This window comes from Citrobacter sp. MGH110 (assembly GCF_001037515.1).
Lineage (GTDB): Bacteria > Pseudomonadota > Gammaproteobacteria > Enterobacterales > Enterobacteriaceae > Citrobacter > Citrobacter portucalensis.
Genome location: NZ_KQ089831.1, coordinates 421,710 through 443,658, shown reverse-complemented (window position 1 = coordinate 443,658; position 21,949 = coordinate 421,710). Strand labels below are relative to the sequence as shown.

At 53.2% G+C, this 21,949-nt stretch carries 22 protein-coding genes and 1 other RNA gene; 16 read left to right on the top strand and 7 right to left on the bottom strand.

Going from position 1 to position 21,949, the window contains the following annotated elements:
* The first annotated feature begins 158 nt into the window (after positions 1 to 158).
* Together rpiA and serA are read left to right on the top strand one after the other, a co-directional pair.
* Positions 159 to 818 (top strand): ribose-5-phosphate isomerase RpiA, encoded by a 660-nt coding sequence (gene rpiA, locus SK38_RS18180; RefSeq protein WP_003825479.1) that lies wholly within the window; start codon positions 159 to 161, stop codon positions 816 to 818.
* A gap of 271 nt (positions 819 to 1,089) precedes the next feature.
* The gene (gene serA, locus SK38_RS18175) at positions 1,090 to 2,322 is read left to right on the top strand and encodes a phosphoglycerate dehydrogenase (protein ID WP_003825480.1); all 1,233 of its coding nucleotides are present in this window, start codon (positions 1,090 to 1,092) and stop codon (positions 2,320 to 2,322) included.
* A gap of 118 nt (positions 2,323 to 2,440) precedes the next feature.
* Here the strand turns inward: serA and SK38_RS18170 are convergent, their stop codons facing one another.
* The 3 genes from SK38_RS18170 to zapA form a co-directional block, all read right to left on the bottom strand.
* Complete coding sequence (locus SK38_RS18170) at positions 2,441 to 3,037, bottom strand: 5-formyltetrahydrofolate cyclo-ligase (RefSeq protein ID WP_048236724.1); 597 nt, start codon at positions 3,035 to 3,037, stop codon at positions 2,441 to 2,443.
* Between the two features lie 19 nt (positions 3,038 to 3,056).
* A non-coding RNA gene (gene ssrS, locus SK38_RS24305) (6S RNA) lies at positions 3,057 to 3,240 on the bottom strand.
* 41 nt (positions 3,241 to 3,281) lie between these two features.
* A complete protein-coding gene (gene zapA, locus SK38_RS18165) occupies positions 3,282 to 3,611 on the bottom strand; it encodes a cell division protein ZapA (RefSeq protein ID WP_003026980.1) in 330 nt (109 codons plus the stop codon).
* A 167-nt stretch (positions 3,612 to 3,778) separates the two neighbouring features.
* On the opposite strand from zapA, the gene SK38_RS18160 reads away from it, so the two are divergent.
* The 8 genes from SK38_RS18160 (at position 3,779) to SK38_RS18125 (ending at position 13,984) form a co-directional block, all read left to right on the top strand.
* On the top strand, positions 3,779 to 4,357 hold the full coding sequence (locus SK38_RS18160) for a YecA/YgfB family protein (protein WP_003026978.1): 579 nt from the start codon (positions 3,779 to 3,781) through the stop codon (positions 4,355 to 4,357).
* Between the two features lie 24 nt (positions 4,358 to 4,381).
* Positions 4,382 to 5,707 (top strand): Xaa-Pro aminopeptidase, encoded by a 1,326-nt coding sequence (pepP, locus tag SK38_RS18155; protein ID WP_032944905.1) that lies wholly within the window; start codon positions 4,382 to 4,384, stop codon positions 5,705 to 5,707.
* Positions 5,704 to 6,882: a 2-octaprenyl-6-methoxyphenyl hydroxylase gene (ubiH, locus tag SK38_RS18150; RefSeq protein WP_032944902.1), complete on the top strand. Its 1,179-nt coding sequence runs from the start codon at positions 5,704 to 5,706 to the stop codon at positions 6,880 to 6,882. The genes pepP and ubiH overlap by 4 nt, the downstream gene beginning before the upstream one ends.
* Positions 6,883 to 6,997: 115 nt before the next feature.
* A complete protein-coding gene (ubiI, locus tag SK38_RS18145; protein ID WP_008785748.1) occupies positions 6,998 to 8,200 on the top strand; it encodes an FAD-dependent 2-octaprenylphenol hydroxylase in 1,203 nt (400 codons plus the stop codon).
* Between the two features lie 452 nt (positions 8,201 to 8,652).
* The gene (gene gcvT, locus SK38_RS18140) at positions 8,653 to 9,747 is read left to right on the top strand and encodes a glycine cleavage system aminomethyltransferase GcvT (protein WP_048215585.1); all 1,095 of its coding nucleotides are present in this window, start codon (positions 8,653 to 8,655) and stop codon (positions 9,745 to 9,747) included.
* A 25-nt stretch (positions 9,748 to 9,772) separates the two neighbouring features.
* On the top strand, positions 9,773 to 10,162 hold the full coding sequence (gene gcvH / locus SK38_RS18135) for a glycine cleavage system protein GcvH (protein ID WP_003026965.1): 390 nt from the start codon (positions 9,773 to 9,775) through the stop codon (positions 10,160 to 10,162).
* 127 nt (positions 10,163 to 10,289) lie between these two features.
* Positions 10,290 to 13,163 carry an aminomethyl-transferring glycine dehydrogenase gene (gene gcvP, locus SK38_RS18130; protein WP_003825499.1) on the top strand — a complete coding sequence of 958 codons (2,874 nt, stop codon included), beginning with the start codon at positions 10,290 to 10,292 and terminating at the stop codon, positions 13,161 to 13,163.
* Between the two features lie 77 nt (positions 13,164 to 13,240).
* Positions 13,241 to 13,984, top strand: coding sequence for an SDR family oxidoreductase (locus tag SK38_RS18125; RefSeq protein ID WP_032944898.1), 744 nt, complete (start codon positions 13,241 to 13,243; stop codon positions 13,982 to 13,984).
* Positions 13,985 to 14,077: 93 nt separating this feature from the next.
* Here SK38_RS18125 and bglA read toward each other — a convergent pair whose 3' ends face one another.
* The gene (gene bglA, locus SK38_RS18120) at positions 14,078 to 15,511 is read right to left on the bottom strand and encodes a 6-phospho-beta-glucosidase BglA (protein ID WP_048236723.1); all 1,434 of its coding nucleotides are present in this window, start codon (positions 15,509 to 15,511) and stop codon (positions 14,078 to 14,080) included.
* A gap of 120 nt (positions 15,512 to 15,631) precedes the next feature.
* Entirely contained in the window at positions 15,632 to 16,360 is a 729-nt protein-coding gene (locus SK38_RS18115; RefSeq protein WP_048236906.1) for a MurR/RpiR family transcriptional regulator, read from the bottom strand.
* A 52-nt stretch (positions 16,361 to 16,412) separates the two neighbouring features.
* Between SK38_RS18115 and yqfB the strand changes: the two genes are divergently transcribed.
* Positions 16,413 to 16,724: a N(4)-acetylcytidine aminohydrolase gene (yqfB, locus tag SK38_RS18110; RefSeq protein ID WP_048225466.1), complete on the top strand. Its 312-nt coding sequence runs from the start codon at positions 16,413 to 16,415 to the stop codon at positions 16,722 to 16,724.
* A 163-nt stretch (positions 16,725 to 16,887) separates the two neighbouring features.
* Positions 16,888 to 17,550, top strand: a complete 663-nt coding sequence (trhA, locus tag SK38_RS18105; protein WP_048236722.1) for a PAQR family membrane homeostasis protein TrhA — start codon at positions 16,888 to 16,890, stop codon at positions 17,548 to 17,550.
* 131 nt (positions 17,551 to 17,681) lie between these two features.
* On the opposite strand, the gene ygfZ is transcribed toward trhA, so the two are convergent.
* Positions 17,682 to 18,665, bottom strand: coding sequence for a tRNA-modifying protein YgfZ (gene ygfZ / locus SK38_RS18100; protein WP_048236721.1), 984 nt, complete (start codon positions 18,663 to 18,665; stop codon positions 17,682 to 17,684).
* A gap of 257 nt (positions 18,666 to 18,922) precedes the next feature.
* On the opposite strand from ygfZ, the gene sdhE reads away from it, so the two are divergent.
* Both sdhE and SK38_RS18090 read left to right on the top strand, forming a co-directional pair.
* A complete protein-coding gene (sdhE, locus tag SK38_RS18095; RefSeq protein WP_003825514.1) occupies positions 18,923 to 19,189 on the top strand; it encodes an FAD assembly factor SdhE in 267 nt (88 codons plus the stop codon).
* Complete coding sequence (locus tag SK38_RS18090) at positions 19,170 to 19,577, top strand: protein YgfX (RefSeq protein ID WP_048236720.1); 408 nt, start codon at positions 19,170 to 19,172, stop codon at positions 19,575 to 19,577. Before sdhE ends, SK38_RS18090 begins: the two co-directional genes overlap by 20 nt.
* A 101-nt stretch (positions 19,578 to 19,678) precedes the next feature.
* Here SK38_RS18090 and fldB read toward each other — a convergent pair whose 3' ends face one another.
* A complete protein-coding gene (gene fldB / locus SK38_RS18085; RefSeq protein WP_003026933.1) occupies positions 19,679 to 20,200 on the bottom strand; it encodes a flavodoxin FldB in 522 nt (173 codons plus the stop codon).
* A 113-nt stretch (positions 20,201 to 20,313) separates the two neighbouring features.
* Between fldB and xerD the strand changes: the two genes are divergently transcribed.
* Positions 20,314 to 21,210, top strand: a complete 897-nt coding sequence (gene xerD, locus SK38_RS18080; protein ID WP_003825519.1) for a site-specific tyrosine recombinase XerD — start codon at positions 20,314 to 20,316, stop codon at positions 21,208 to 21,210.
* 23 nt (positions 21,211 to 21,233) lie between these two features.
* Positions 21,234 to 21,947, top strand: a complete 714-nt coding sequence (gene dsbC, locus SK38_RS18075) for a bifunctional protein-disulfide isomerase/oxidoreductase DsbC (RefSeq protein WP_003825520.1) — start codon at positions 21,234 to 21,236, stop codon at positions 21,945 to 21,947.
* Positions 21,948 to 21,949 lie beyond the last annotated feature (2 nt).

The window sequence follows — 21,949 nt, the reverse complement described above, 5'->3', positions numbered from 1 at the left end:
CTCCTGAAAATTTTGCTTGTTCTGCACTATGACACAAATTTAGGTTGGGTAAAGACGAAATCCGCCGCTTGCGAGCGGGTGTGGGAACATTTTTCTGCACAATGTTCTATAATGCGCGTGAATTTTCCCACCATATTCACACCACAGGCGAAACGATCATGACGCAGGATGAACTGAAAAAAGCAGTAGGATGGGCGGCACTTCAGTATGTACAGCCCGGTACCATTGTGGGCGTAGGTACAGGTTCAACAGCCGCACACTTTATTGATGCGCTGGGCACAATGAAAGGTCAGATTGAAGGTGCGGTATCCAGTTCGGACGCTTCAACCGAAAAACTCAAAAGCCTCGGTATCCACGTGTTCGATCTTAATGAAGTGGACAGCCTCGGCGTATACGTTGACGGCGCGGATGAAATCAACGGCCACATGCAGATGATCAAGGGCGGCGGCGCTGCGTTGACCCGTGAAAAAATTATTGCTTCCGTGGCGAAGAAATTTATCTGCATTGCCGACGCGTCCAAAGAAGTCGATATTCTCGGTAACTTCCCGCTGCCGGTTGAAGTGATCCCAATGGCGCGCAGCGCTGTGGCTCGCCAGTTGGTGAAGCTGGGCGGTCGTCCTGAATACCGTCAGGGCGTAGTGACGGACAATGGTAACGTGATCCTTGATGTACACGGTCTGGAGATCCTCGATGCCATCGCGATGGAAAACGCCATCAATGCGATTCCGGGCGTGGTAACCGTCGGTCTGTTTGCCAACCGTGGTGCGGATGTTGCGCTGATCGGTACGCCAGACGGCGTGAAAACTATCGTAAAATGATCTGACGGGAGTGTCTTCTCCCGTTAAAAAAATTTTGGCAGGGCAAATTTGGTGACTTGTGTCACGTTTATAATATTGTCCTGCCGATCTCTCCAAAGAAAAAGTTATCGCCAGTATTTTCCTCTGACATTTCTCTCTGAATGACATTTCTTCAGCACGGCGACGCAAACGTTCATATTGCCGCAATATTATTTTTTGATATGTTGAAGAGACGGATGAAAATCCCACACACAACACATCAGTTTGAACAAAAAAAGACAGGGTCGGGGAAATGGCAAAGGTATCACTGGAGAAAGATAAGATTAAATTTCTGCTGGTTGAAGGCGTGCATCAAAAAGCGCTCGAAAGCCTTCGTGCAGCAGGTTATACCAACATCGAGTTTCATAAAGGCGCTCTGGACACTGAACAACTGAAAGAGTCCATCCGTGATGCCCACTTCATTGGCCTGCGATCCCGTACCCATCTGACTGAAGATGTGATTGACGCCGCAGAGAAACTGGTCGCGATTGGCTGCTTCTGTATCGGCACCAACCAGGTTGATCTCAGCGCTGCGGCAAAGCGCGGTATCCCCGTGTTTAACGCACCATTCTCTAACACACGTTCCGTTGCGGAACTGGTGATTGGCGAACTGCTGCTGCTGCTACGCGGCGTACCCGAAGCAAACGCCAAAGCACACCGCGGCGTGTGGAATAAACTGGCTACCGGCTCGTTTGAAGCACGTGGCAAAAAACTGGGGATCATCGGCTACGGCCACATTGGTACTCAGCTGGGCATTCTGGCGGAATCGCTGGGGATGCACGTCTATTTCTATGATATTGAAAATAAACTCCCGCTCGGCAACGCCACGCAGGTGCAGCATCTTTCCGACCTGCTCAATATGAGCGACGTGGTCAGTTTGCACGTACCGGAAAATGCCTCCACCAAAAATCTGATGGGCGCGCGTGAGATTGCGTTGATGAAACCAGGCGCGCTGCTGATTAACGCCGCACGCGGTACAGTTGTTGATATTCCTGCGCTGTGCGACGCGTTAGCGACCAAGCACCTGGCAGGGGCAGCAATCGACGTATTCCCAACCGAGCCGGCAACCAACAGCGATCCTTTCACTTCGCCGCTGTGTGATTTCGACAACGTGATCCTGACGCCGCACATTGGTGGTTCAACGCTGGAAGCACAGGAAAACATCGGTCTGGAAGTGGCTGGGAAACTGACCAAGTATTCCGACAACGGCTCTACGCTGTCTGCTGTTAACTTCCCGGAAGTTTCGCTGCCGCTGCACGGCGGTCGTCGTCTGATGCACATTCACGAAAACCGTCCGGGCGTACTGACTGCGCTGAACCAGATTTTTGCCGAGCAGGGCGTCAACATTGCCGCGCAGTATCTGCAGACTTCCGCACAGGTAGGTTACGTGGTTATTGATATTGAAGCGGATGAAGATGTGGCAGAGAAAGCGTTGCTGGCGATGAAAGCCCTTCCGGGAACCATTCGCGCTCGTCTGCTGTACTGATTTCCTCTACATGGGCAGGCGATGACCTGCCCATCTTTCCTCTGATTTCCCGGCCTCAAAATCTCTTCCTGTCACGCATACATTCTGTTTTCGAGCCTTGCCGCAATTGGTAAAAAAGCTACCACTCCCAGATTTTGGACGGCGTCACCACCGCAGGCAGCGGGATATCCCATTCTTCGACAGGTAGCTTTTCCACTCGCTGACAATCGTGCGCGTAGCCTACGGGCTGGATCTTATGCTGCTGCCAGTTTTGAAGCGTCCGATCGTAAAATCCGCCGCCCATACCCAGGCGTTGCCCGACCTCATCAAACGCCACTAACGGCGTAATCAGTACATCCAGCTGTGAGAGCGGCAATACGTCACGTACATCAAGTCGTGGTTCCTGGATCTTTAAGCGATTGGTTACCAGGTCGCTGTGCGGATGATAGTGCAGGAACAGCAGGTTGCCAGGGCTGAAGGGATGAAGAACCGGAAGATAGACGCGCTTGCCCGCTCGCCACAGCTGATCTATTAGCGGCTGGGTATCGAGTTCGCCATCGAACGAGAGGAATACCGCCACGGTATGAGCGAGTACAACAGGGGGATAACTGAGCATTCGGGTCGCGGCTTGCTGACCGTATTGTCGTTGCTGTTCGGAAGTAAGCGCGCGACGACGCTGCCGAATTAGTTGACGGATTTCTTGCCGGGATAAAGGGAGTTCAGAATGTAATGTCATGGCTGTTGCCAGGTAGAAGGGAATCTCCGAGATGCCGCCGCAGGCTGTAACCCTTGAACCCTTGGTTCAAGGTGAATGCGTCGTCACAGTTTTAAGGCTTCTCGGACGGGCCGAGCATGCTCACCAACCGTGGAGCGCCACATTCTTGTGGTATGAAATATCGGCTCAGGGGACTGGCCCGCTTGCAAACATCTCAGAGAAATTTTGTCTTCACGGTCACTCTACCACAGTAAACCGAAAAGTGTTATTCAAAGTTTTGGCCCGTTTTTTCGGTTATGCGACCCTGATCAAGCAACGCCTGTTCGATGGTCTGTTGTAGCATCCGAATACGTTGTTCCATGCTCGCCGCGTACTCACGCGTCTTCGCTTTTTCCTGAGTTAATTCATAGCTGATGTTCAACGCGGCGATGAAAACCAACTGCTCAGTATTTGTGACTCTAGTGCGAACTTTCAGATCTTGCAATCGCTGATTGAGATCGTCCGCAGCCTGATTCAACGCATCCCTTTGTTCAGGCGGGCAATTCACTCGCAGTGAACGGCCAAATATTTGGATATCGACGGGTTGTGCAGACATGCCACCTTCCTGCTGATTGACTGCGCTGCCTTCGTCTCCAGACCGTGGGTCCGCGAAGGGGCGACACTATAGCTACCCTGGTATCAAGATACAAGCCCTTTTCTGGTCCACCAGGGTCCAAAGTGGTAGCATACCATGAATATTCCTCCCTTTGATGACGAATGCTTATGTCTATACAGAACGAAATGCCTGGTTACAACGAAGTTAGCCAGTTTTTGAACCAACAAGGGGCTGGATTAACCCCGGCCGAAATGCACGGCTTGATAAGCGGAATGATTTGCGGCGGAAACAACGACAGCTCATGGCAGCCGCTGCTGCACGACCTGACGAACGAAGGTCTGGCCTTTGGTCACGAGCTGGCTCAGGCGCTGCTGAAAATGCACTCTGCCACCAGTGATGCCCTCGAAGACGACGGCTTCCTTTTTCAGCTTTATCTGCCTGAAGGGGATGACGTCAGCGTGTTCGATCGCGCCGATGCGCTGGCGGGATGGGTAAACCACTTTTTACTGGGCCTTGGCGTCACGCAGCCGAAGCTCGACAAAGTGACCGGCGAAACCGGGGAAGCGATTGACGACCTGCGCAATATCGCTCAGTTGGGATATGACGAAGACGAAGATCAGGAAGAGCTGGAAATGTCGCTCGAAGAGATCATCGAATACGTGCGCGTAGCCGCCTTGCTGTGCCATGACACGTTTACGCGTCAGCAGCCGACCGCGCCGGAAGTCCGTAAACCGACTCTGCACTAAGAACGAAACGCAAAGGAGAGTGTGATGAGCGAGATATCTCAGCAAGAATTCCAGCGTCGTCGCCAGGCTTTACTGGCACAAATGCAGCCCGGCAGCGCCGCGCTGATTTTTGCCGCACCGGAAGCGACGCGTAGTGCGGACAGTGAATACCCTTACCGCCAAAGCAGTGATTTCTGGTACTTCACCGGTTTTAACGAACCTGAAGCCGTGCTGGTGCTGATTAAAAGTGATGACACTCATAACCACAGCGTTTTGTTCAATCGGGTTCGCGATCTGACGGCGGAGATCTGGTTTGGCCGCCGTCTGGGCCAGGATGCTGCCCCGGCAAAACTTGGCGTTGACCGGGCGCTGGCCTTCAGTGAAATCAATCAACAGCTGTATTTGCTGCTCAATGGTCTGGACGCGGTATACCACGCTCAGGGCGAGTATGCCTGGGCCGACGAGATTGTGTGCACGGCGCTGGATAAACTGCGCAAAGGCTCCAGACAAAATCTGCACGCGCCTGCCGCGATTATCGACTGGCGTCCGATGGTGCATGAAATGCGCCTGTTCAAATCACCGGAAGAAATTGCGGTCATGCGTCGTGCCGGAGAAATCACCGCACTGGCGCATACCCGCGCGATGGAAAAATGCCGTCCGGGAATGTTTGAATACCAGTTAGAAGGGGAGATTCACCATGAATTTACCCGTCATGGCGCGCGTTATCCGTCCTATAACACGATTGTCGGCAGCGGTGAAAACGGCTGTATTCTGCATTACACCGAAAATGAAAGTGAAATGCGCGATGGCGATCTGGTGCTGATTGACGCTGGCTGTGAATACAAAGGCTATGCGGGCGACATTACGCGGACCTTCCCGGTAAACGGTAAATTTACCCCAGCACAGCGTGAAATCTACGATATCGTACTGGAATCCTTAGAGACCAGCCTGCGTCTGTATCGTCCCGGAACGTCCATTCAGGAAGTCACTGGCGAAGTGGTGCGCATCATGATTACGGGCCTGGTGAAGCTTGGCATTCTGCACGGTGATGTCGATCAGTTGATTACCGAAAATGCGCACCGCCCATTCTTTATGCATGGTCTAAGTCACTGGCTGGGTCTGGATGTGCACGACGTCGGCGTTTATGGTCAGGACCGCTCACGTATTCTTGAGCCGGGAATGGTACTCACCGTCGAACCGGGACTGTATATCGCGCCGGATGCCGATGTACCACCAGCCTATCGTGGTATCGGTATTCGTATTGAGGATGACATCCTCATCACCGAGGACGGCAATGAAAACCTGACCGTCAGCGTAGTGAAGAAAGCCGATGACATTGAAGCTTTAATGGCTGCGGCGCGACTGCAATGAGCGTGATTATCGTTGGTGGTGGTATGGTCGGTGCGACGCTGGCGCTGGCCATTTCCCAGCTCAGTCATGGGACGCTGCCAGTTCATCTGATAGAAGCGAGCGAACCTGAAACTGACCGTCATCCTGGGTTTGACGCCCGGGCGATCGCGCTGGCGGCAGGTACCTGCCAACAGCTGGCGCGAATTGGCGTATGGCAGGCGATTGCCGATTGCGCAACGGCCATTAAAACGGTTCACGTCAGCGATCGCGGCCATGCTGGATTTGTGACGCTGGATGCGCAGGAATACCGTATTCCGGCTCTGGGTCAGGTGGTAGAACTGCACGACGTCGGGCTGCGTCTGTTTGCGCTGCTGCGCAAAGCACCTGGCGTCACATTGCACTGCCCCGACCGCGTAGCCAGCGTGTCGCGCACGCAGGAGCGCGTTGAAGTGACGCTGGAGAATGGCGAGATGATTACCGGTCGCCTGCTGGTGGCTGCTGACGGCACGCGTTCCGCACTGGCGACTGCCTGCGGTGTTGACTGGCTGCAACAGCCTTATGAGCAACTGGCGGTGATTGCCAACGTCACGACCTCTGTACCGCACGACGGGCGAGCGTTTGAACGCTTCACGCAATATGGTCCGCTGGCAATGCTGCCAATGTCTGACGGTCGCTGCTCGCTGGTGTGGTGCCATCCGCTGGAGCAGCGTGATGAGATCATGGCCTGGTCCGACGAACAGTTTTGCCGTGAACTGCAAACCGCTTTTGGCTGGCGACTGGGACGTATTACCCAGGCTGGTAAACGCAGCGCTTATCCGCTTTCGTTAACTACGGCGCTGAAAGCGATTACCCATCGTACCGTGCTGGTAGGGAACGCCGCCCAGACGCTGCATCCCATTGCCGGGCAAGGTTTCAACCTTGGCCTGCGCGATGTAATGAGCCTTGCTGAGACGTTGACGCAGGCGCAGAACGGCGCGGAAGATGTGGGTGATTATGCGGTGCTGGCACGCTATCAGCAGCGCCGCGAGCGCGATCGCGAGACGACGATTGGTGTGACCAACAATTTAGTGTATTTGTTTGCCAATCACTGGGCCCCGCTGGTTGTTGGGCGCAATGTCGGGTTGATGGCGATGGAATTATTCACCCCTGCGCGCGATGCGCTGGCGGAGCGGACCCTGGGTTGGGTTGCACGATAAATATGACCTGTAGGCCGGATAAGGCAACGCCGACATCCGGCAAGGGTCCCCGCAAAAATGCCTGATGGCACTGCGCTTATCAGGCCTACGGATTACAGGTTTCGAGGTATAAACAGTGCAAAGTGTTGATGTAGCAATTGTTGGTGGCGGCATGGTGGGACTGGCGGTTGCCTGCGGCCTGCAGGGCAGTGGGTTGCGCGTTGCTGTATTAGAACAACATGTTCCGCAGCCGTTGGCGGCGGATGCACCTCCTCAGCTTCGCGTTTCGGCCATTAATGCAGCCAGCGAAAAACTGCTTACCCGTCTTGGCGTCTGGTCCGACATTGTTGCTCGTCGCGCTTGCTGCTACCACGGCATGGAAGTCTGGGACAAAGACAGCTTTGGACGTATTGAATTTGATGACCAGAGCATGGGCTACAGCCATTTGGGTCACATCGTTGAAAACTCAGAAATCCATTATGCGCTGTGGCAAAAGGCTCAGCGTTCAGCGGATATTACGCTGATGGCGCCAGCTGAAATACAGCAGGTGGCCTGGGGCGAGAACGAGGCATTTCTGAGCCTCAAAGATGGTGCAATGCTGACGGCGCGTCTGGTCGTCGGTGCCGATGGTGCTAATTCCTGGCTGCGCAATAAAGCGGACATTCCGCTCACCTTCTGGGACTACCGTCATCATGCGCTGGTGGCGACTATCCGCACGCAGGAAGCTCACGGTGCGGTTGCGCGTCAGGCGTTTCATGGTGAGGGGATCCTGGCATTCCTGCCACTCAGCGATCCACACCTGTGTTCTATTGTCTGGTCGCTCTCGCCGCAGGAAGCAGAACGTATGCAGCAGGCAAGCGTTGACGAGTTTAATCAGGCGCTGAATATCGCCTTTGATAATCGTCTGGGGCTGTGCAGCCTTGAAAGCGAACGTCAGGCGTTTCCGCTGACGGGACGTTATGCTCGCCAGTTCGCGGCCCATCGTCTGGCGCTGGTGGGGGATGCGGCGCATACCATCCACCCGCTGGCGGGTCAGGGGGTTAACCTTGGCTTTATGGATGCGGCGGAACTGATCGATGAGCTTAAGCGGCTACAGCGTCAGGGCAAAGATATTGGGCAGTATCTCTATTTACGCCGCTACGAGCGCAGCCGTAAGCACAGCGCAGCGCTGATGCTGGCGGGGATGCAGGGTTTCCGTGAACTGTTTGCAGGCGAGAATCCGGCGAAAAAACTGCTACGCGATATTGGGCTGAAACTGGCCGATACCCTCCCGGGTGTAAAACCACAACTCATCCGTCAGGCGATGGGACTGAACGATCTTCCCGAGTGGTTACGTTAGTGTCCGTAAGGACAATCTTAAGAGTTTGAGACCCGTCACACTTTCCTCTCCCGGCCTTCGCGCCGGGGTGCTTCTCTCATTTGAAATAATCTAATTCCACGCCTTTTTTCGCATTAGTTTTTCTAATATTACGTTTTTTTCATAACGCCATTTTTGACATTTTTTCCACATTTAATGTGGATTGATGCTGTAATTTTGCGCTTATCTTTGTTTGTTGTTCTGATTGATTGCTATATGTATGGAGTTTTATTCTGTTAGTGATCTGGCTGTTTTTCGCCATAAGCTAATGTGATGGTTAATTTTGACTTATGGTTTAGCGTCTGTTTCGGTGGTAAGTTCAGGACAAAGAGAACGTTTGCGTCGTAGCCCCTGGAGCGGCTGCGGTGCTGGGTTTCGTGGCGAAAATTTCACCGCGAAAGAGTTGGTAGCCCCGCTTATTCAACGAGGAAAAGATGGCTCAACAGACTCCTTTGTACGAACAACACACGCTATGTGGCGCGCGCATGGTCGATTTCCATGGCTGGATGATGCCACTGCATTACGGTTCTCAGCTCGATGAACACCATGCTGTTCGCACCGACGCCGGAATGTTTGATGTGTCGCATATGACCATCGTCGACCTGCGCGGTAGCCGCACCCGGGAGTTCTTGCGTTATCTGCTGGCAAACGACGTCGCGAAGCTAACGAAGACGGGTAAAGCCCTCTACTCCGGGATGCTCAACGCTTCGGGCGGCGTGATAGATGACCTGATTGTCTACTACTTCACTGAAGATTTCTTCCGCCTCGTTGTAAACTCCGCCACCCGCGAAAAAGACCTATCCTGGATTACCCAACACGCTGAACCTTACGCCATCGACATCACCGTTCGTGACGACCTGTCGCTGATTGCGGTGCAGGGGCCAAACGCGCAGGAAAAAGCAGCCACGTTGTTTACTGACGAACAGCGCCATGCGGTAGAAGGTATGAAGCCGTTCTTTGGCGTTCAGGCGGGTGATTTGTTTATCGCAACCACCGGTTATACCGGCGAAGCAGGCTATGAAATCGCCATGCCGAATGAAAAAGCGGCTGATTTCTGGCGTGCGCTGGTACAGGCTGGTGTCAAACCTTGTGGTCTCGGCGCGCGTGACACCCTGCGTCTGGAAGCGGGTATGAACCTGTATGGTCAGGAGATGGACGAAGGGATTTCTCCGCTGGAAGCCAATATGGGTTGGACCATTGCGTGGGAACCTGCCGACCGCGACTTTATTGGTCGTGAAGCACTGGAAATGCAGCGCGAAAAAGGCCACGAACAGCTGGTCGGGCTGGTGATGACTGAGAAGGGCGTGCTGCGGAATGAACTGCCGGTGCGTTTCACCGATGCTTCTGGCAACCAGCATGAAGGCATTATCACCAGTGGCACATTCTCCCCAACCCTGGGTTACAGCATCGCGTTGGCGCGCGTGCCTGCGGGTATCGGTGAGACTGCGATCGTACAGATCCGTAACCGTGAAATGCCGGTAAAAGTGACTAAACCTGTTTTTGTGCGTAACGGCAAAGCCGTCGCGTAATTCATCCTTTTTTGGAGATTGATTGATGAGCAACGTACCTGCAGAACTGAAATACAGCAAAGAACACGAATGGCTGCGCAAAGAAGCTGACGGCTCTTACACCGTTGGTATCACCGAACACGCTCAGGAGCTGTTAGGTGACATGGTTTTCGTTGACCTGCCAGAAGTTGGCGCCACCGTCAGCGCGGGCGATGATTGCGCCGTTGCGGAGTCCGTAAAAGCGGCATCCGATATCTATGCGCCAGTAGGCGGTGAGATTGTTGCGGTTAACGATGCGCTCAGCGACTCCCCGGAACTGGTCAACAGCGAACCGTATGCGGGCGGCTGGATTTTCAAAATCAAAGCCAGCGATGAAAGCGAAATTGAATCGCTGTTGGATGCCACTGCGTACGAGGCATTACTGGAAGACGAATAAGATTGTGCCGGATGGCACTGCGTTTATCCGGCCTACGGTTTTATGTAGGCCCGGTAAGCGTCAGCGCCACCGGGCAATTGAGTTAGAGACAATCACGATTCACTGCACGTTTCAGGAACCATCGCCCATGACACAGACGTTAAGCCAGCTTGAAAACAGCGGCGCTTTCATTGAACGCCACATCGGACCGGACGCCGCGCAGCAGCAAGAGATGCTGAATGCGGTTGGCGCCGAGTCGTTAAACGCGCTGATCGGCCAGATTGTGCCGAAAGACATTCAGCTCGCAACCCCGCCACAGGTGGGCGAGGCGGCGACCGAATACGCTGCGCTGGCTGAATTAAAAGCCATCGCCGGGCGTAACAAGCGCTTCACGTCCTACATTGGCATGGGCTACACCGCCGTGCAGTTGCCACCGGTTATTCTGCGTAACATGCTGGAAAACCCAGGTTGGTACACCGCATATACGCCGTATCAGCCGGAAGTATCCCAGGGACGACTGGAAGCTCTGCTGAACTTCCAACAGGTCACGCTGGACCTGACGGGCCTGGATATGGCTTCTGCTTCTCTGCTGGACGAAGCCACTGCGGCTGCTGAAGCCATGGCGATGGCCAAACGTGTCAGCAAACTGAAAAATGCTAACCGTTTCTTTGTGGCGGCGGATGTTCACCCGCAAACGCTGGACGTGGTTCGCACCCGTGCAGAAACCTTTGGCTTTGACGTCATTGTTGATGACGCGGCGAAAGCACTGGATCACCAGGATGTGTTTGGCGTGCTGTTGCAGCAGGTTGGCACCACCGGTGAAGTGCATGACTACAGCAAACTGATTGCCGAGCTGAAATCCCGTAAAGTTGTGGTCAGTGTCGCTGCCGACTTTATGGCGCTGGTACTGCTGACTGCGCCGGGCAAACAGGGCGCGGATATTGTTTTCGGCTCTGCGCAACGCTTCGGCGTACCGATGGGTTACGGCGGCCCACACGCGGCATTCTTCGCCGCTAAAGACGAATTCAAACGCTCCATGCCAGGCCGTATTATCGGCGTATCGAAAGATGCGGCGGGCAATACCGCACTGCGCATGGCGATGCAGACTCGCGAGCAGCATATCCGCCGCGAGAAAGCGAACTCCAACATCTGTACCTCGCAGGTTCTGCTGGCCAACATCGCCAGCCTGTATGCCGTTTATCATGGTCCGGTTGGCCTGAAACGTATCGCTAATCGCATCCACCGCCTGACTGATATTCTGGCGGCCGGTCTGCAACAGAAAGGGCTGAAGCTGCGCCATGCGCACTACTTCGACACTCTGTGTGTTGAAGTGGCCGACAAAGCGGCTGTTCTGGCGCGTGCCGAAGCGGCAGAAATCAACCTGCGTAGCGATATCCATAACGCGGTAGGTATTACGCTCGATGAAACCACCACCCGTGAAAACGTGGTGCAGTTGTTCAATGTTCTGCTGGGCGACAGCCACGGTTTGAATATCGATACGCTGGATAAAGATGTGGCGCTCGACAGCCGTTCCATTCAGGACAGCATGCTGCGTGACGATGCGATCCTCAGCCATCCGGTGTTTAATCGCTATCACAGCGAAACCGAAATGATGCGCTACATGCACTCGCTGGAGCGCAAAGATCTGGCGCTGAACCAGGCAATGATCCCGCTGGGTTCTTGCACCATGAAGCTGAACGCTGCCGCCGAGATGATCCCTATCACCTGGCCGGAATTCGCTGAACTTCACCCGTTCTGCCCGCCAGAGCAGGCAGAAGGTTATCACCAGATGATCGGCCAGCTTTCCGAGTGGCTGGTAAAACTGACCGGTTATGACGCCGTCTGCATGCAGCCGAACTCCGGCGCGCAGGGCGAGTATGCGGGTCTGCTGGCGATTCGTCACTATCACGAAAGCCGTAACGAAGGCCATCGCGATATCTGTCTGATCCCGGCTTCTGCCCACGGCACCAATCCGGCATCTGCACAGATGGCGGGGATGCAGGTTGTGGTTGTCGCGTGTGATAAGAACGGCAACATCGACCTGGACGATCTGCGAGCAAAAGCAGAACAACATGCTGCGAATCTCTCCTGCATCATGGTGACCTATCCGTCTACTCACGGCGTGTATGAAGAAACGATCCGTGAAGTGTGCGACGTTGTGCACCAGTTTGGCGGCCAGGTTTACCTTGATGGCGCGAACATGAACGCTCAGGTTGGGATCACCACGCCGGGCTTTATCGGCGCAGATGTCTCGCACCTCAACCTGCATAAAACATTCTGCATTCCGCACGGCGGCGGCGGCCCAGGTATGGGACCGATTGGCGTCAAATCACATCTGGCACCGTTTGTACCGGGTCACAGCGTAGTGCAGATTGAAGGAATGCTCACCCGTCAGGGCGCAGTTTCAGCGGCGCCGTTCGGTAGCGCATCCATTCTGCCAATCAGCTGGATGTACATCCGTATGATGGGTGCAGAAGGTCTGAAGCAGGCAAGCCAGGTAGCTATCCTTAACGCTAACTACATTGCCAGCCGTCTGAAAGATGCTTATCCGGTACTGTATACCGGTCGCGATGGTCGCGTGGCGCATGAATGCATTCTCGATATTCGCCCACTGAAAGAAGAGACCGGCATCAGCGAACTGGATATTGCCAAGCGTCTGATCGATTACGGTTTCCATGCGCCGACTATGTCATTCCCGGTCGCGGGTACCCTGATGGTTGAACCGACTGAATCTGAAAGCAAAGTGGAACTTGATCGCTTTATCAATGCGATGCTGGCAATCCGCGCTGAAATCGATCGCGTGAAAGCCGGTGAATGGTCACTGGAAGATAACCCGCTGGTTAACTCACCGCACACGCAAAACGAGCTGGTCGCGGAGTGGAATCACGGTTATAGCCGCGAAATCGCCGTCTTCCCGGCTGGTGTGGCGAACAAATACTGGCCGACCGTGAAACGCCTTGATGATGTTTACGGTGACCGTAACCTGTTCTGCTCCTGCGTGCCGATGAGCGAATATCAGTAACTTTTCCGCGCAGTAAAGCTTTTGTAGGCCGGGTAAGGCGAAGACGCCTCCCGGCTTTTTCATATCTGGAGGTATCCATGGGAATCGCATTGGTTACTGGCGGCAGTCGCGGCATCGGGCGGGCAACCGCGCTGCAGTTAGCGCAAGAGGGTTACACGGTTGCGGTTAACTTTCATCACAATATCCGTGCAGCAACGGAGGTGGTGAATACCATTGCCGCTACCGGGGGAAAGGCGTTTGCTCTACGGGCTGATATCAGCAATGAAAGCCAGGTTGTGGCAATGTTTGAATGCATTGACCGCGAAGGGGAACCACTGACCGCGTTAGTGAATAATGCCGGGATTTTGTTTGAACAGAGCACGGTGGAAAGCTTAACCGCCGAAAGAATTAACCGCGTGCTGGCGACCAATGTTACCGGCTATTTTTTGTGTTGTCGGGAAGCGGTAAAGCGCATGTCGTTCAAACACGGAGGGCAAGGCGGGGCGATTGTGAATGTGTCTTCGGTGGCATCGCGGCTTGGTGCGCCATTCGAATATGTTGATTACGCGGCCTCAAAAGGCGCTGTGGACACGCTCACCACCGGCCTTGCGCTGGAGGTTGCGGCGCAAGGGATCCGCGTAAACTGCGTGCGACCTGGTCTTATCTACACTGAAATGCACGCTTCAGGCGGCGAGCCGGGAAGGGTCGATCGCGTGAAATCGATGTTGCCTATGCAGCGCGGCGGACAACCGGAGGAGGTCGCGCAGGCGATTACCTGGCTGCTGAGCGAGAAGGCGTCGTACGTAACGGGCAGTTTTCTGGAACTGGCTGGCGGGAAGTAGGGTTTAATCGCCGGTTGGCGCTACGCTTATCCGGCCTACGGGAATTTAATCTGTAGGCTGGATAAGGCGTTTACGCCGCCATCCGGCAAAAAATCAAAGTTTCTCGCCGTTGCTGGCAATCACCGCTTTGTACCAGTTAAAACTTTTCTTGCGTGAACGCGACATATCGCCGGTGCCGTCGTCGTGTTTGTTCACGTAGATAAAGCCGTAGCGCTTGCTGTACTGACCGGTGGTGAACGAGACACAGTCGATGCAGCCCCACGGAGTGTAGCCCATCAGGTCTACGCCATCATAGGTTACCGCTTTCATCATCTCTTCAACGTGGGCGCGCAAATAGTCGATGCGATAGTCGTCGTTGATGCTGCCGTCTTCTTCCACTTTGTCGTAGGCACCAAATCCGTTTTCTACGATAAATAGCGGTTTCTGATAGCGCTCATACAGTTCGCATAAGGCGTAACGCAGACCGACCGGATCAATCTGCCAGCCCCAGTCGGACGCTTTTACGTGCGGGTTCGGTACGCTGCCCTCAAAACCAGAAATGGCATCGCCGCTGCCGCCTTCCGCTTTTACCGCGTTGGTCATGTAGTAACTGAATCCGAGATAGTCACAGGTGCCTTCACGCAGGATTTGCTCATCTCCGGCTTCCATTCGGATGTTGAATTCGCGGCGTTCCCACTCGTTCAGTACATATGATGGATAGTAGCCGCGCAGTTGAACGTCGGTGAAAACGTAGCGCTCACGCATCGATTCCTGCGCGAACATCACATCTTCAGGCTTACAGGAGAACGGGTACAGTGGCACCATCGCCAGCATGCAGCCGACTTTCATTTCCGGGTTGATGCGGCGTGCGGCTTTCACTGCCAGAGCGCTGGCCACGAACTGGTGATGCAGCACCTGGTACATGGTTTCTTCCGGGTTTTCATGCTCGGTATACACCACGCCGGAGCAGCAATAACCAAACAGCGGTGCGCGCCAGTTGCGCTGGTTGTTGATCTCGTTAAAGGTCATCCAGTATTTGACCTTGTGCTTGTAGCGCTCAAAAACGACTTCAGCAAATCGGACAAAGAAATCGACGACTTTACGATTGGTCCAGCTACCGTATTGTTGAACCAGGTGCAGCGGCATTTCAAAGTGGGAAAGGGTGATGACCGGTTCGATGTTGTACTTCAGCAGTTCATCGAACATGTCGTCGTAGAACTTTAGCCCTTCTTCATTCGGCTGGCTTTCATCCCCTTTGGGGAAGATACGCGTCCAGGCGATTGAGGTACGGAAGCATTTGAAGCCCATCTCGGCAAACAGCTTAATGTCTTCTTTGTAATGACCGTAAAAATCGACGGCTTCGTGGTTGGGGTAGTACTTACCGGGCACAACTTCCTGAGTGATTTCTCGCGGAACGCCGTGCGCACCACCGGTCAGTACATCGCAAATACTGGGGCCTTTGCCACCTTTGTTCCAGCCGCCTTCAACCTGGTGCGCCGCAACCGCGCCGCCCCATAAAAAATCTTTTGGTAAGGTAAGTTTTTTCATCTGCGCTCAGTCTCAAATTAATACAATCTGATTTTGAGTCTAACAAAGGAAAGATAAATGTCACGATATAACAAAATAGCGCTAATGTGATTTGTTACATCCAAAAAACAGATTGTTTTTTTACGCTATTCTTTTCGCCAGCTTGCGGCCGAGTGACTCCAGAATATAAATAACAGGGATCTGTGTGGTTATATCGTATACCCCGGCAATGCGCGTCTGTGGAACGTGCCAGGAGAGATTAAAGTCAGCCAATTTGGCCAGCCGCGAATGTTCATGACTGGTGACAGACAGGACCCTACAGTTATGCAGGCTGAACTGGCTGGCAAAACGCAGGATCTCTTCTGTTTCACCGGAAACGGAAAGCACGATCGCCAGCGCGTTTCTGGCCATGTCATTCGTTACCGGGAAATAAGGATCATCAATGTGATTACTGAATTTTCCAACGTTTGAGAAAAAACGTGCGCCATATTTGGCTAAGGCTCCGGATGTTCCCGCTCCGACGAATATAATACGTTCGGAAGATAATATAATATCAACAGCCTGATCGAGCAGGTTATCGAACTCATCATTATTAACGCCTTTAAAGAAGCTGATAATTTCGCTGGCACCGAAATTAGCCTGTTGCGGTTCATTCTGCTCTAAATATAATTTGAAGCGCACGCGAAATTCTGAGTAACCTTCACACTTAAGCTTGCGGCAAAAGCGCAGTACGGTGGTAGTGGAAACACCCACGGCATCGGCCAGTTCGCGAATGGTCATGTACATGACTTTGTCACGGTTTTTGATGACATAGATGTAGACCAGCATCTCAAGATTGTTGAGACTGGCGATGGCAGCGTGGGAGAACATACTCACAATGGCAAAACTCACTCATCAGACTTCATCTACAGGGAATAATAACATGCAGCCAAATGACATCACTTTTTTTCAGCGTTTCCAGGATGACATTCTGGCCGGACGCAAGACCATCACTATTCGTGACGAGTCTGAATCACACTTCAAAGCCGGGGACATTTTACGGGTTGGGCGCTTCGAAGATGACGGTTACTTCTGCACGATTGAGGTTGTTGGCACCTCAACCGTCACGCTGGATACGCTGACGGATAAACATGCTCAGCAGGAAAATATGACGCTTGAAGAACTTAAACATGTCATTGCCGAGATTTACCCGGATCAGACGCAATTTTATGTGATTGATTTTAAATGCCTTTGATTTTAATGGTACGCATGTTAGCTGAAATTTAAAAACTAACACCATGATTTTTAATGGTAAATATTTATCTGGTAATTATTTTAGCTAACAGGTGTTCACTGGAACCATTCTCAGTTACGCTAGAGGAGCAATCACGATAGGGTTCGTTTCTCGGGAGTAAGTTATGGTTCAGAAGCCATTAATCGCGCAGGGATATTCGCTGGCAGAGGAAATAGCCAACAGCATCAGTCACGGTATCGGGCTGGTGTTTGGGATTGTCGGACTGGTGTTGTTGCTGGTTCAGGCAGTGGATACCAATGCCAGCGCTATGGCGATTACCAGCTATAGCCTGTACGGCGGCAGCATGATCCTGCTGTTCCTCGCCTCAACCTTGTATCACGCGATCCCCCATCAGAGAGCGAAAGTCTGGCTGAAAAAGTTCGACCACTGTGCGATTTATCTGCTGATTGCCGGGACCTACACGCCATTTCTGCTGGTGGGGCTTGATTCGCCGCTGGCACGTGGACTTATGATTGTTATCTGGAGCCTGGCGCTGATCGGTATTTTATTCAAACTGACCATCGCACACCGGTTTAAAATTCTGTCGCTGGTGACTTACCTGACAATGGGCTGGCTTTCGCTGATTGTGGTGTATCAACTGGCGGTGAAGTTGGCGACGGGAGGCGTGACGTTGCTGGCTGTTGGCGGTGTAGTGTATTCGCTGGGCGTAATTTTCTACGTCTGTAAGCGTATTCCTTATAACCATGCGATCTGGCACGGCTTTGTGCTGGGCGGCAGCGTTTGCCACTTCCTGGCGATCTATCTGTACGTGGGGCAAAACGCATAGATTCAGTGCAACCCCGGGGGCGGCGTAAACGCCTCGCCCGGGCTGTATTTTGTTGGCCGGACGAGGCAATGCCGCAATCCGGCGGCCTGCGCCGAATTGCCTAATGGCGCTGCGCTTATCAGGCCTACCAATTACTCTTCGTCTAACGAATATGGCAGCGGTACGATACGCAGCGTTTTTGCGTCGTCACGGACGCGGAACACGCTGTCGGCCTCCATGTCGTTATTCATCACAACCTGCACCAGTACCTGACCATCGGCCAGTTGTACTGCGGCAAGTACGGTACCAGTACGACGCCAGTTCTCGCCCATTTTTAATTCAAGGTCTTCGCCAGCTTCCGGTACTCGACCGGCGGCACCCGCCAAAGTCCACATGGCGCGTTTGTTGGCTCCGCGGAATTTTGCACGAGCCACCATTTCCTGACCGGTGTAGCAGCCTTTTTTAAAGCTGATCCCGCCCAGAGCCTGCAGATTGGTAGCCTGTGGAATAAACTGTGCACTGTTGGCTGTATCAATAACGGGGATACCCGCTTCGATATCCAGCGCCAGCCACTGCTGGCTGTTATTTAACTCAGCTTCGCCACGCAGCTTTTCAACCAAGGTTTCTGCTGTGGTGGCATCAACGATCAGCAGAAAACGTTCGGCAGGGTGTTCGAACCACAATACCGTGGAGGCACCTTCGGTAATGACCTGCTTATCACTGTTCGGTAATTCGCTAAAGAGATTGGCCAGCGCTGCACGTGCCTGGAATCCCGCTACGCCCAGCAAGACGCGCTCGTCGTCTGGGGCGATCGCCACCTTCGAGAAGACCGCGTATTTTTTCAGCTCAGTGAGCTGCGCATCACGCAGGCTACGGCGCTCAAGCCATGCAAAACCGTCACCCCGGCGGAACAGACGCAGGTTGCTCCACATTTTACCTTTGGCGTCACAATGTGCAGCCAACAGGTGCTGATGCTCGGTCATCTGGCTGACATCCGCCGTGACCTGACCCTGAATATACTTCTCACTGTCGACACCAGTGATGGTGGCGAGCGCCCAGTCATCGAGCGTCATTAGCGTCAGAGGTAAACGCGTTGACGCAAAAGGCTGGCGAGGAGGAAAAGATGTAAAAGCCATAATAATGTCCTGATTTGCTTAACGCAGTGATGATGACTAATGGTAAAAGAGCTATGGCCCATTGCAAGCGGTTTAAACAGGCTATTTGTGCCATATATTGTGCTTTGCGAGGAGACATCCAAAATTGGTGAATCCTTTGGCTTAATAAGGTTTTATTTAGCGAGCGAGCTTCAGTTTACTGATATTCCCGTAAAAAGAGCGGGAAAAACACGTTACAATAGCGGGATACTTCGTTTTCGCGAGACAGGGAGAAGAACATGGATATTAACAACAAAGCACGTATTCATTGGGCATGCCGCCGCGGTATGCGCGAGCTGGACATCTCGATCATGCCGTTTTTCGAACATGAATATGACAGCTTAAGTGACGAAGAAAAACGTATCTTTATCCGTCTGCTAGAATGTGATGATCCAGATTTATTTAACTGGTTGATGAATCATGGGAAACCAGCTGATGAGCAGCTGGAACAGATGGTGCGACTTATCCAGACACGGAATCGGGAACGTGGTCCAGTGGCAATCTGATTTACGCGTATCATGGCGCGCGCAGTGGCTTTCACTGCTAATTCATGGGCTGGTCGCGGTGTTTATTTTATTGATGCCCTGGCCATTGAGCTACACCCCATTATGGCTGGTTTTACTCTCTCTGGTGGTGTTCGATAGCGTTCGCAGTCAGCGTCGAATCAACGCCTGTCAGGGTGAGATTCGGCTATTGATGGATGGCCGTCTGCGCTGGCAAGGGCAAGAGTGGTCTATCGTTAGCGCCCCCTGGATGGTTAAAACAGGTATGATGCTACGCTTGCGATCTGAGGCCGGAAAACGTCAACATTTGTGGCTGGCAGCAGACAGTATGGATGATGCAGAGTGGCGGGATTTACGGCGGTTGATGCTGCAAAAGGCGAAGCAAGGGTAACGCATGACACATGCCTGATGGCGCGCAGCTTGAAAGCCAACAGTTAGGTGCGTCATGCAGGCCGGATAAGGCATTTACGCCGTCATCCGGCAAATCGGTTATCAGGACCAGTGCTCGGCCATTTCCCCAAGAATTTGCTCGCACCAGGCCTGAATGCGTTCATCGCTGAGATCGTACTGGTTCGTCTCATCCAGCGCCAGGCCAACAAACAGCTGTCCATCAGCAATGACGGGTTTATCGCTGGTGAATTCGTAGCCTTCTGTGGGCCAGTAGCCGACAAACTTTACACCTTTGGTGATCAGTTTATCGTGCAGCATACCCAACGCATCCAGGAACCATTCGCCGTATCCCAACTGATCGCCCATACCGTAAAGCGCGACAATCTTGCCCTCCAGGTTGAGGTCGTCCAGTTGCTCCCAGACCGCTTCCCAGTCCTCCTGAATTTCACCGAAATCCCAGGTTGGGATGCCCAAAATGAGCACGTCATATTGCTCCATTAGGGTCGGAGAATCGTCTTTGAGGTTGTGCAGTGTCACCAGTTCGGGACCCAGGATATCGCGGATTTTTTCTGCTGCCATTTCGGTGTAGCAGGTGCTGGAACCGTAAAAAAGACCCATGTTCATGACGTAAACATCTCAATTCTGCTGTAGCGTTGCGGGTAGTGTAACAGAATCGCCGCATTCACGGCACAATGAGGCATAATGCATCAAAAATGAGAGTGGAATAAGGGGCGCGAGTGGAACAGGATCTGGCGCGCATCGAGCAGTTTCTTGATGCCCTGTGGCTGGAACGAAATCTGGCGGAAAACACATTAAGTGCGTATCGTCGCGATCTGACCATGCTTGTGGAGTGGTTACATCACCGCGGCGCTTCGCTTGCGACCGCGCAAAGTGATGATCTGCAAGCCTTGCTGGCTGAGCGGATGGATGGAGGGTATAAAGCCACCAGTTCCGCACGTTTGCTCAGTGCGACGCGACGTTTTTTTCAGCATCTGTACCGCGAAAAATATCGCGAAGATGACCCCAGCGCCTCGCTTGCATCACCTAAACTTCCGCAGCGCCTGCCTAAAGATCTCAGCGAAGCGCAGGTTGAGCGGCTGCTACAAGCGCCGCTTATTGAGCAACCGCTGGAGCTACGCGACAAAGCCATGCTGGAAGTGCTGTATGCAACAGGCCTGCGCGTGTCTGAACTGGTAGGACTGACGATGAGTGACGTCAGCCTGCGTCAGGGTGTGGTACGGGTGATCGGTAAAGGTAACAAAGAGCGCCTTGTCCCGTTGGGTGAGGAGGCTGTGTACTGGCTGGAAACTTACCTGGAGCATGGGCGTCCATGGTTGCTCAACGGTGTATCGATTGATGTGCTGTTTCCTAGTCAGCGGGCGCAACAGATGACCCGTCAGACCTTCTGGCATCGTATCAAACATTATGCTGTGTTGGCGGGAATTGACAGCGAAAAGCTGTCACCGCATGTCCTGCGGCACGCGTTTGCCACGCATCTGCTTAACCATGGCGCAGACCTGCGCGTGGTGCAGATGCTACTGGGGCATAGCGATCTCTCGACAACGCAAATTTATACTCATGTCGCAACGGAGCGCTTGCGGCAACTACATCAACAGCATCACCCGCGAGCGTGAGTGCTGACAGGATAGGATAGGCTATGAAAAAACGTTTTATGATGTTCACCCTTCTGGCGACGGCGTTTTCCGGCATGGTACATGCAGACGACGCGGCAATTCGTCAGTCATTAGCAAAGCTGGGTGTGCAGAGCACCGAGATTCAACCTGCTCCGGTTGCGGGCATGAAAACCGTACTGACCAATAGCGGCGTGCTGTACGTAACTGAAGACGGTAAACATATTATTCAGGGACCGATGTACGACGTGAGCGGCGCAAGTCCGGTGAATGTCACCAACCAACTGCTGATGAAGCATCTGAACGCGCTGGAAAAAGAGATGATCATCTACAAAGCGCCGCAGGAAAAACACGTCATTACCGTTTTCACCGACATCACTTGTGGTTACTGCCACAAGCTGCATGAAGAGATGAAAGATTACAATGCGTTGGGGATCACCGTTCGTTATCTGGCCTTCCCACGTCAGGGGCTGGACAGCCAGGCTGAGCAGGACATGAAGTCTATCTGGTGTGCTAAGGACAAAAACAAAGCCTTTGACGACGCGATGACTGGCAAGGGCGTGAAAGCGGCGACCTGTGATGTGGATATCGCTAACCACTATGCGCTGGGCGTACAGTTTGGCGTCAGCGGTACACCGGCGATTGTGCTGAGCAATGGCTATGTCGTACCTGGTTATCAGGGCCCGAAAGAGATGAAAGAATTCCTCGACGCACATGCAAAACAGACCAGCGGTAAATAATT

Coding starts and splice junctions, on each gene's coding strand:
- rpiA (WP_003825479.1), top strand. CDS start 159: ATGACGCAGGATGAACTGAAAAAAGCAGTAGGATGGGCGGCACTTCAG.
- yqfB (WP_048225466.1), top strand. CDS start 16,413: ATGCAGCCAAATGACATCACTTTTTTTCAGCGTTTCCAGGATGACATT.
- pepP (WP_032944905.1), top strand. CDS start 4,382: ATGAGCGAGATATCTCAGCAAGAATTCCAGCGTCGTCGCCAGGCTTTA.
- gcvP (WP_003825499.1), top strand. CDS start 10,290: ATGACACAGACGTTAAGCCAGCTTGAAAACAGCGGCGCTTTCATTGAA.
- bglA (WP_048236723.1), bottom strand. CDS start 15,511: ATGAAAAAACTTACCTTACCAAAAGATTTTTTATGGGGCGGCGCGGTT.
- ubiH (WP_032944902.1), top strand. CDS start 5,704: ATGAGCGTGATTATCGTTGGTGGTGGTATGGTCGGTGCGACGCTGGCG.
- zapA (WP_003026980.1), bottom strand. CDS start 3,611: ATGTCTGCACAACCCGTCGATATCCAAATATTTGGCCGTTCACTGCGA.
- serA (WP_003825480.1), top strand. CDS start 1,090: ATGGCAAAGGTATCACTGGAGAAAGATAAGATTAAATTTCTGCTGGTT.
- SK38_RS18160 (WP_003026978.1), top strand. CDS start 3,779: ATGTCTATACAGAACGAAATGCCTGGTTACAACGAAGTTAGCCAGTTT.
- sdhE (WP_003825514.1), top strand. CDS start 18,923: ATGGATATTAACAACAAAGCACGTATTCATTGGGCATGCCGCCGCGGT.
- gcvH (WP_003026965.1), top strand. CDS start 9,773: ATGAGCAACGTACCTGCAGAACTGAAATACAGCAAAGAACACGAATGG.
- fldB (WP_003026933.1), bottom strand. CDS start 20,200: ATGAACATGGGTCTTTTTTACGGTTCCAGCACCTGCTACACCGAAATG.
- trhA (WP_048236722.1), top strand. CDS start 16,888: ATGGTTCAGAAGCCATTAATCGCGCAGGGATATTCGCTGGCAGAGGAA.
- gcvT (WP_048215585.1), top strand. CDS start 8,653: ATGGCTCAACAGACTCCTTTGTACGAACAACACACGCTATGTGGCGCG.
- SK38_RS18170 (WP_048236724.1), bottom strand. CDS start 3,037: ATGACATTACATTCTGAACTCCCTTTATCCCGGCAAGAAATCCGTCAA.
- ygfZ (WP_048236721.1), bottom strand. CDS start 18,665: ATGGCTTTTACATCTTTTCCTCCTCGCCAGCCTTTTGCGTCAACGCGT.
- SK38_RS18125 (WP_032944898.1), top strand. CDS start 13,241: ATGGGAATCGCATTGGTTACTGGCGGCAGTCGCGGCATCGGGCGGGCA.
- dsbC (WP_003825520.1), top strand. CDS start 21,234: ATGAAAAAACGTTTTATGATGTTCACCCTTCTGGCGACGGCGTTTTCC.
- SK38_RS18115 (WP_048236906.1), bottom strand. CDS start 16,360: ATGTTCTCCCACGCTGCCATCGCCAGTCTCAACAATCTTGAGATGCTG.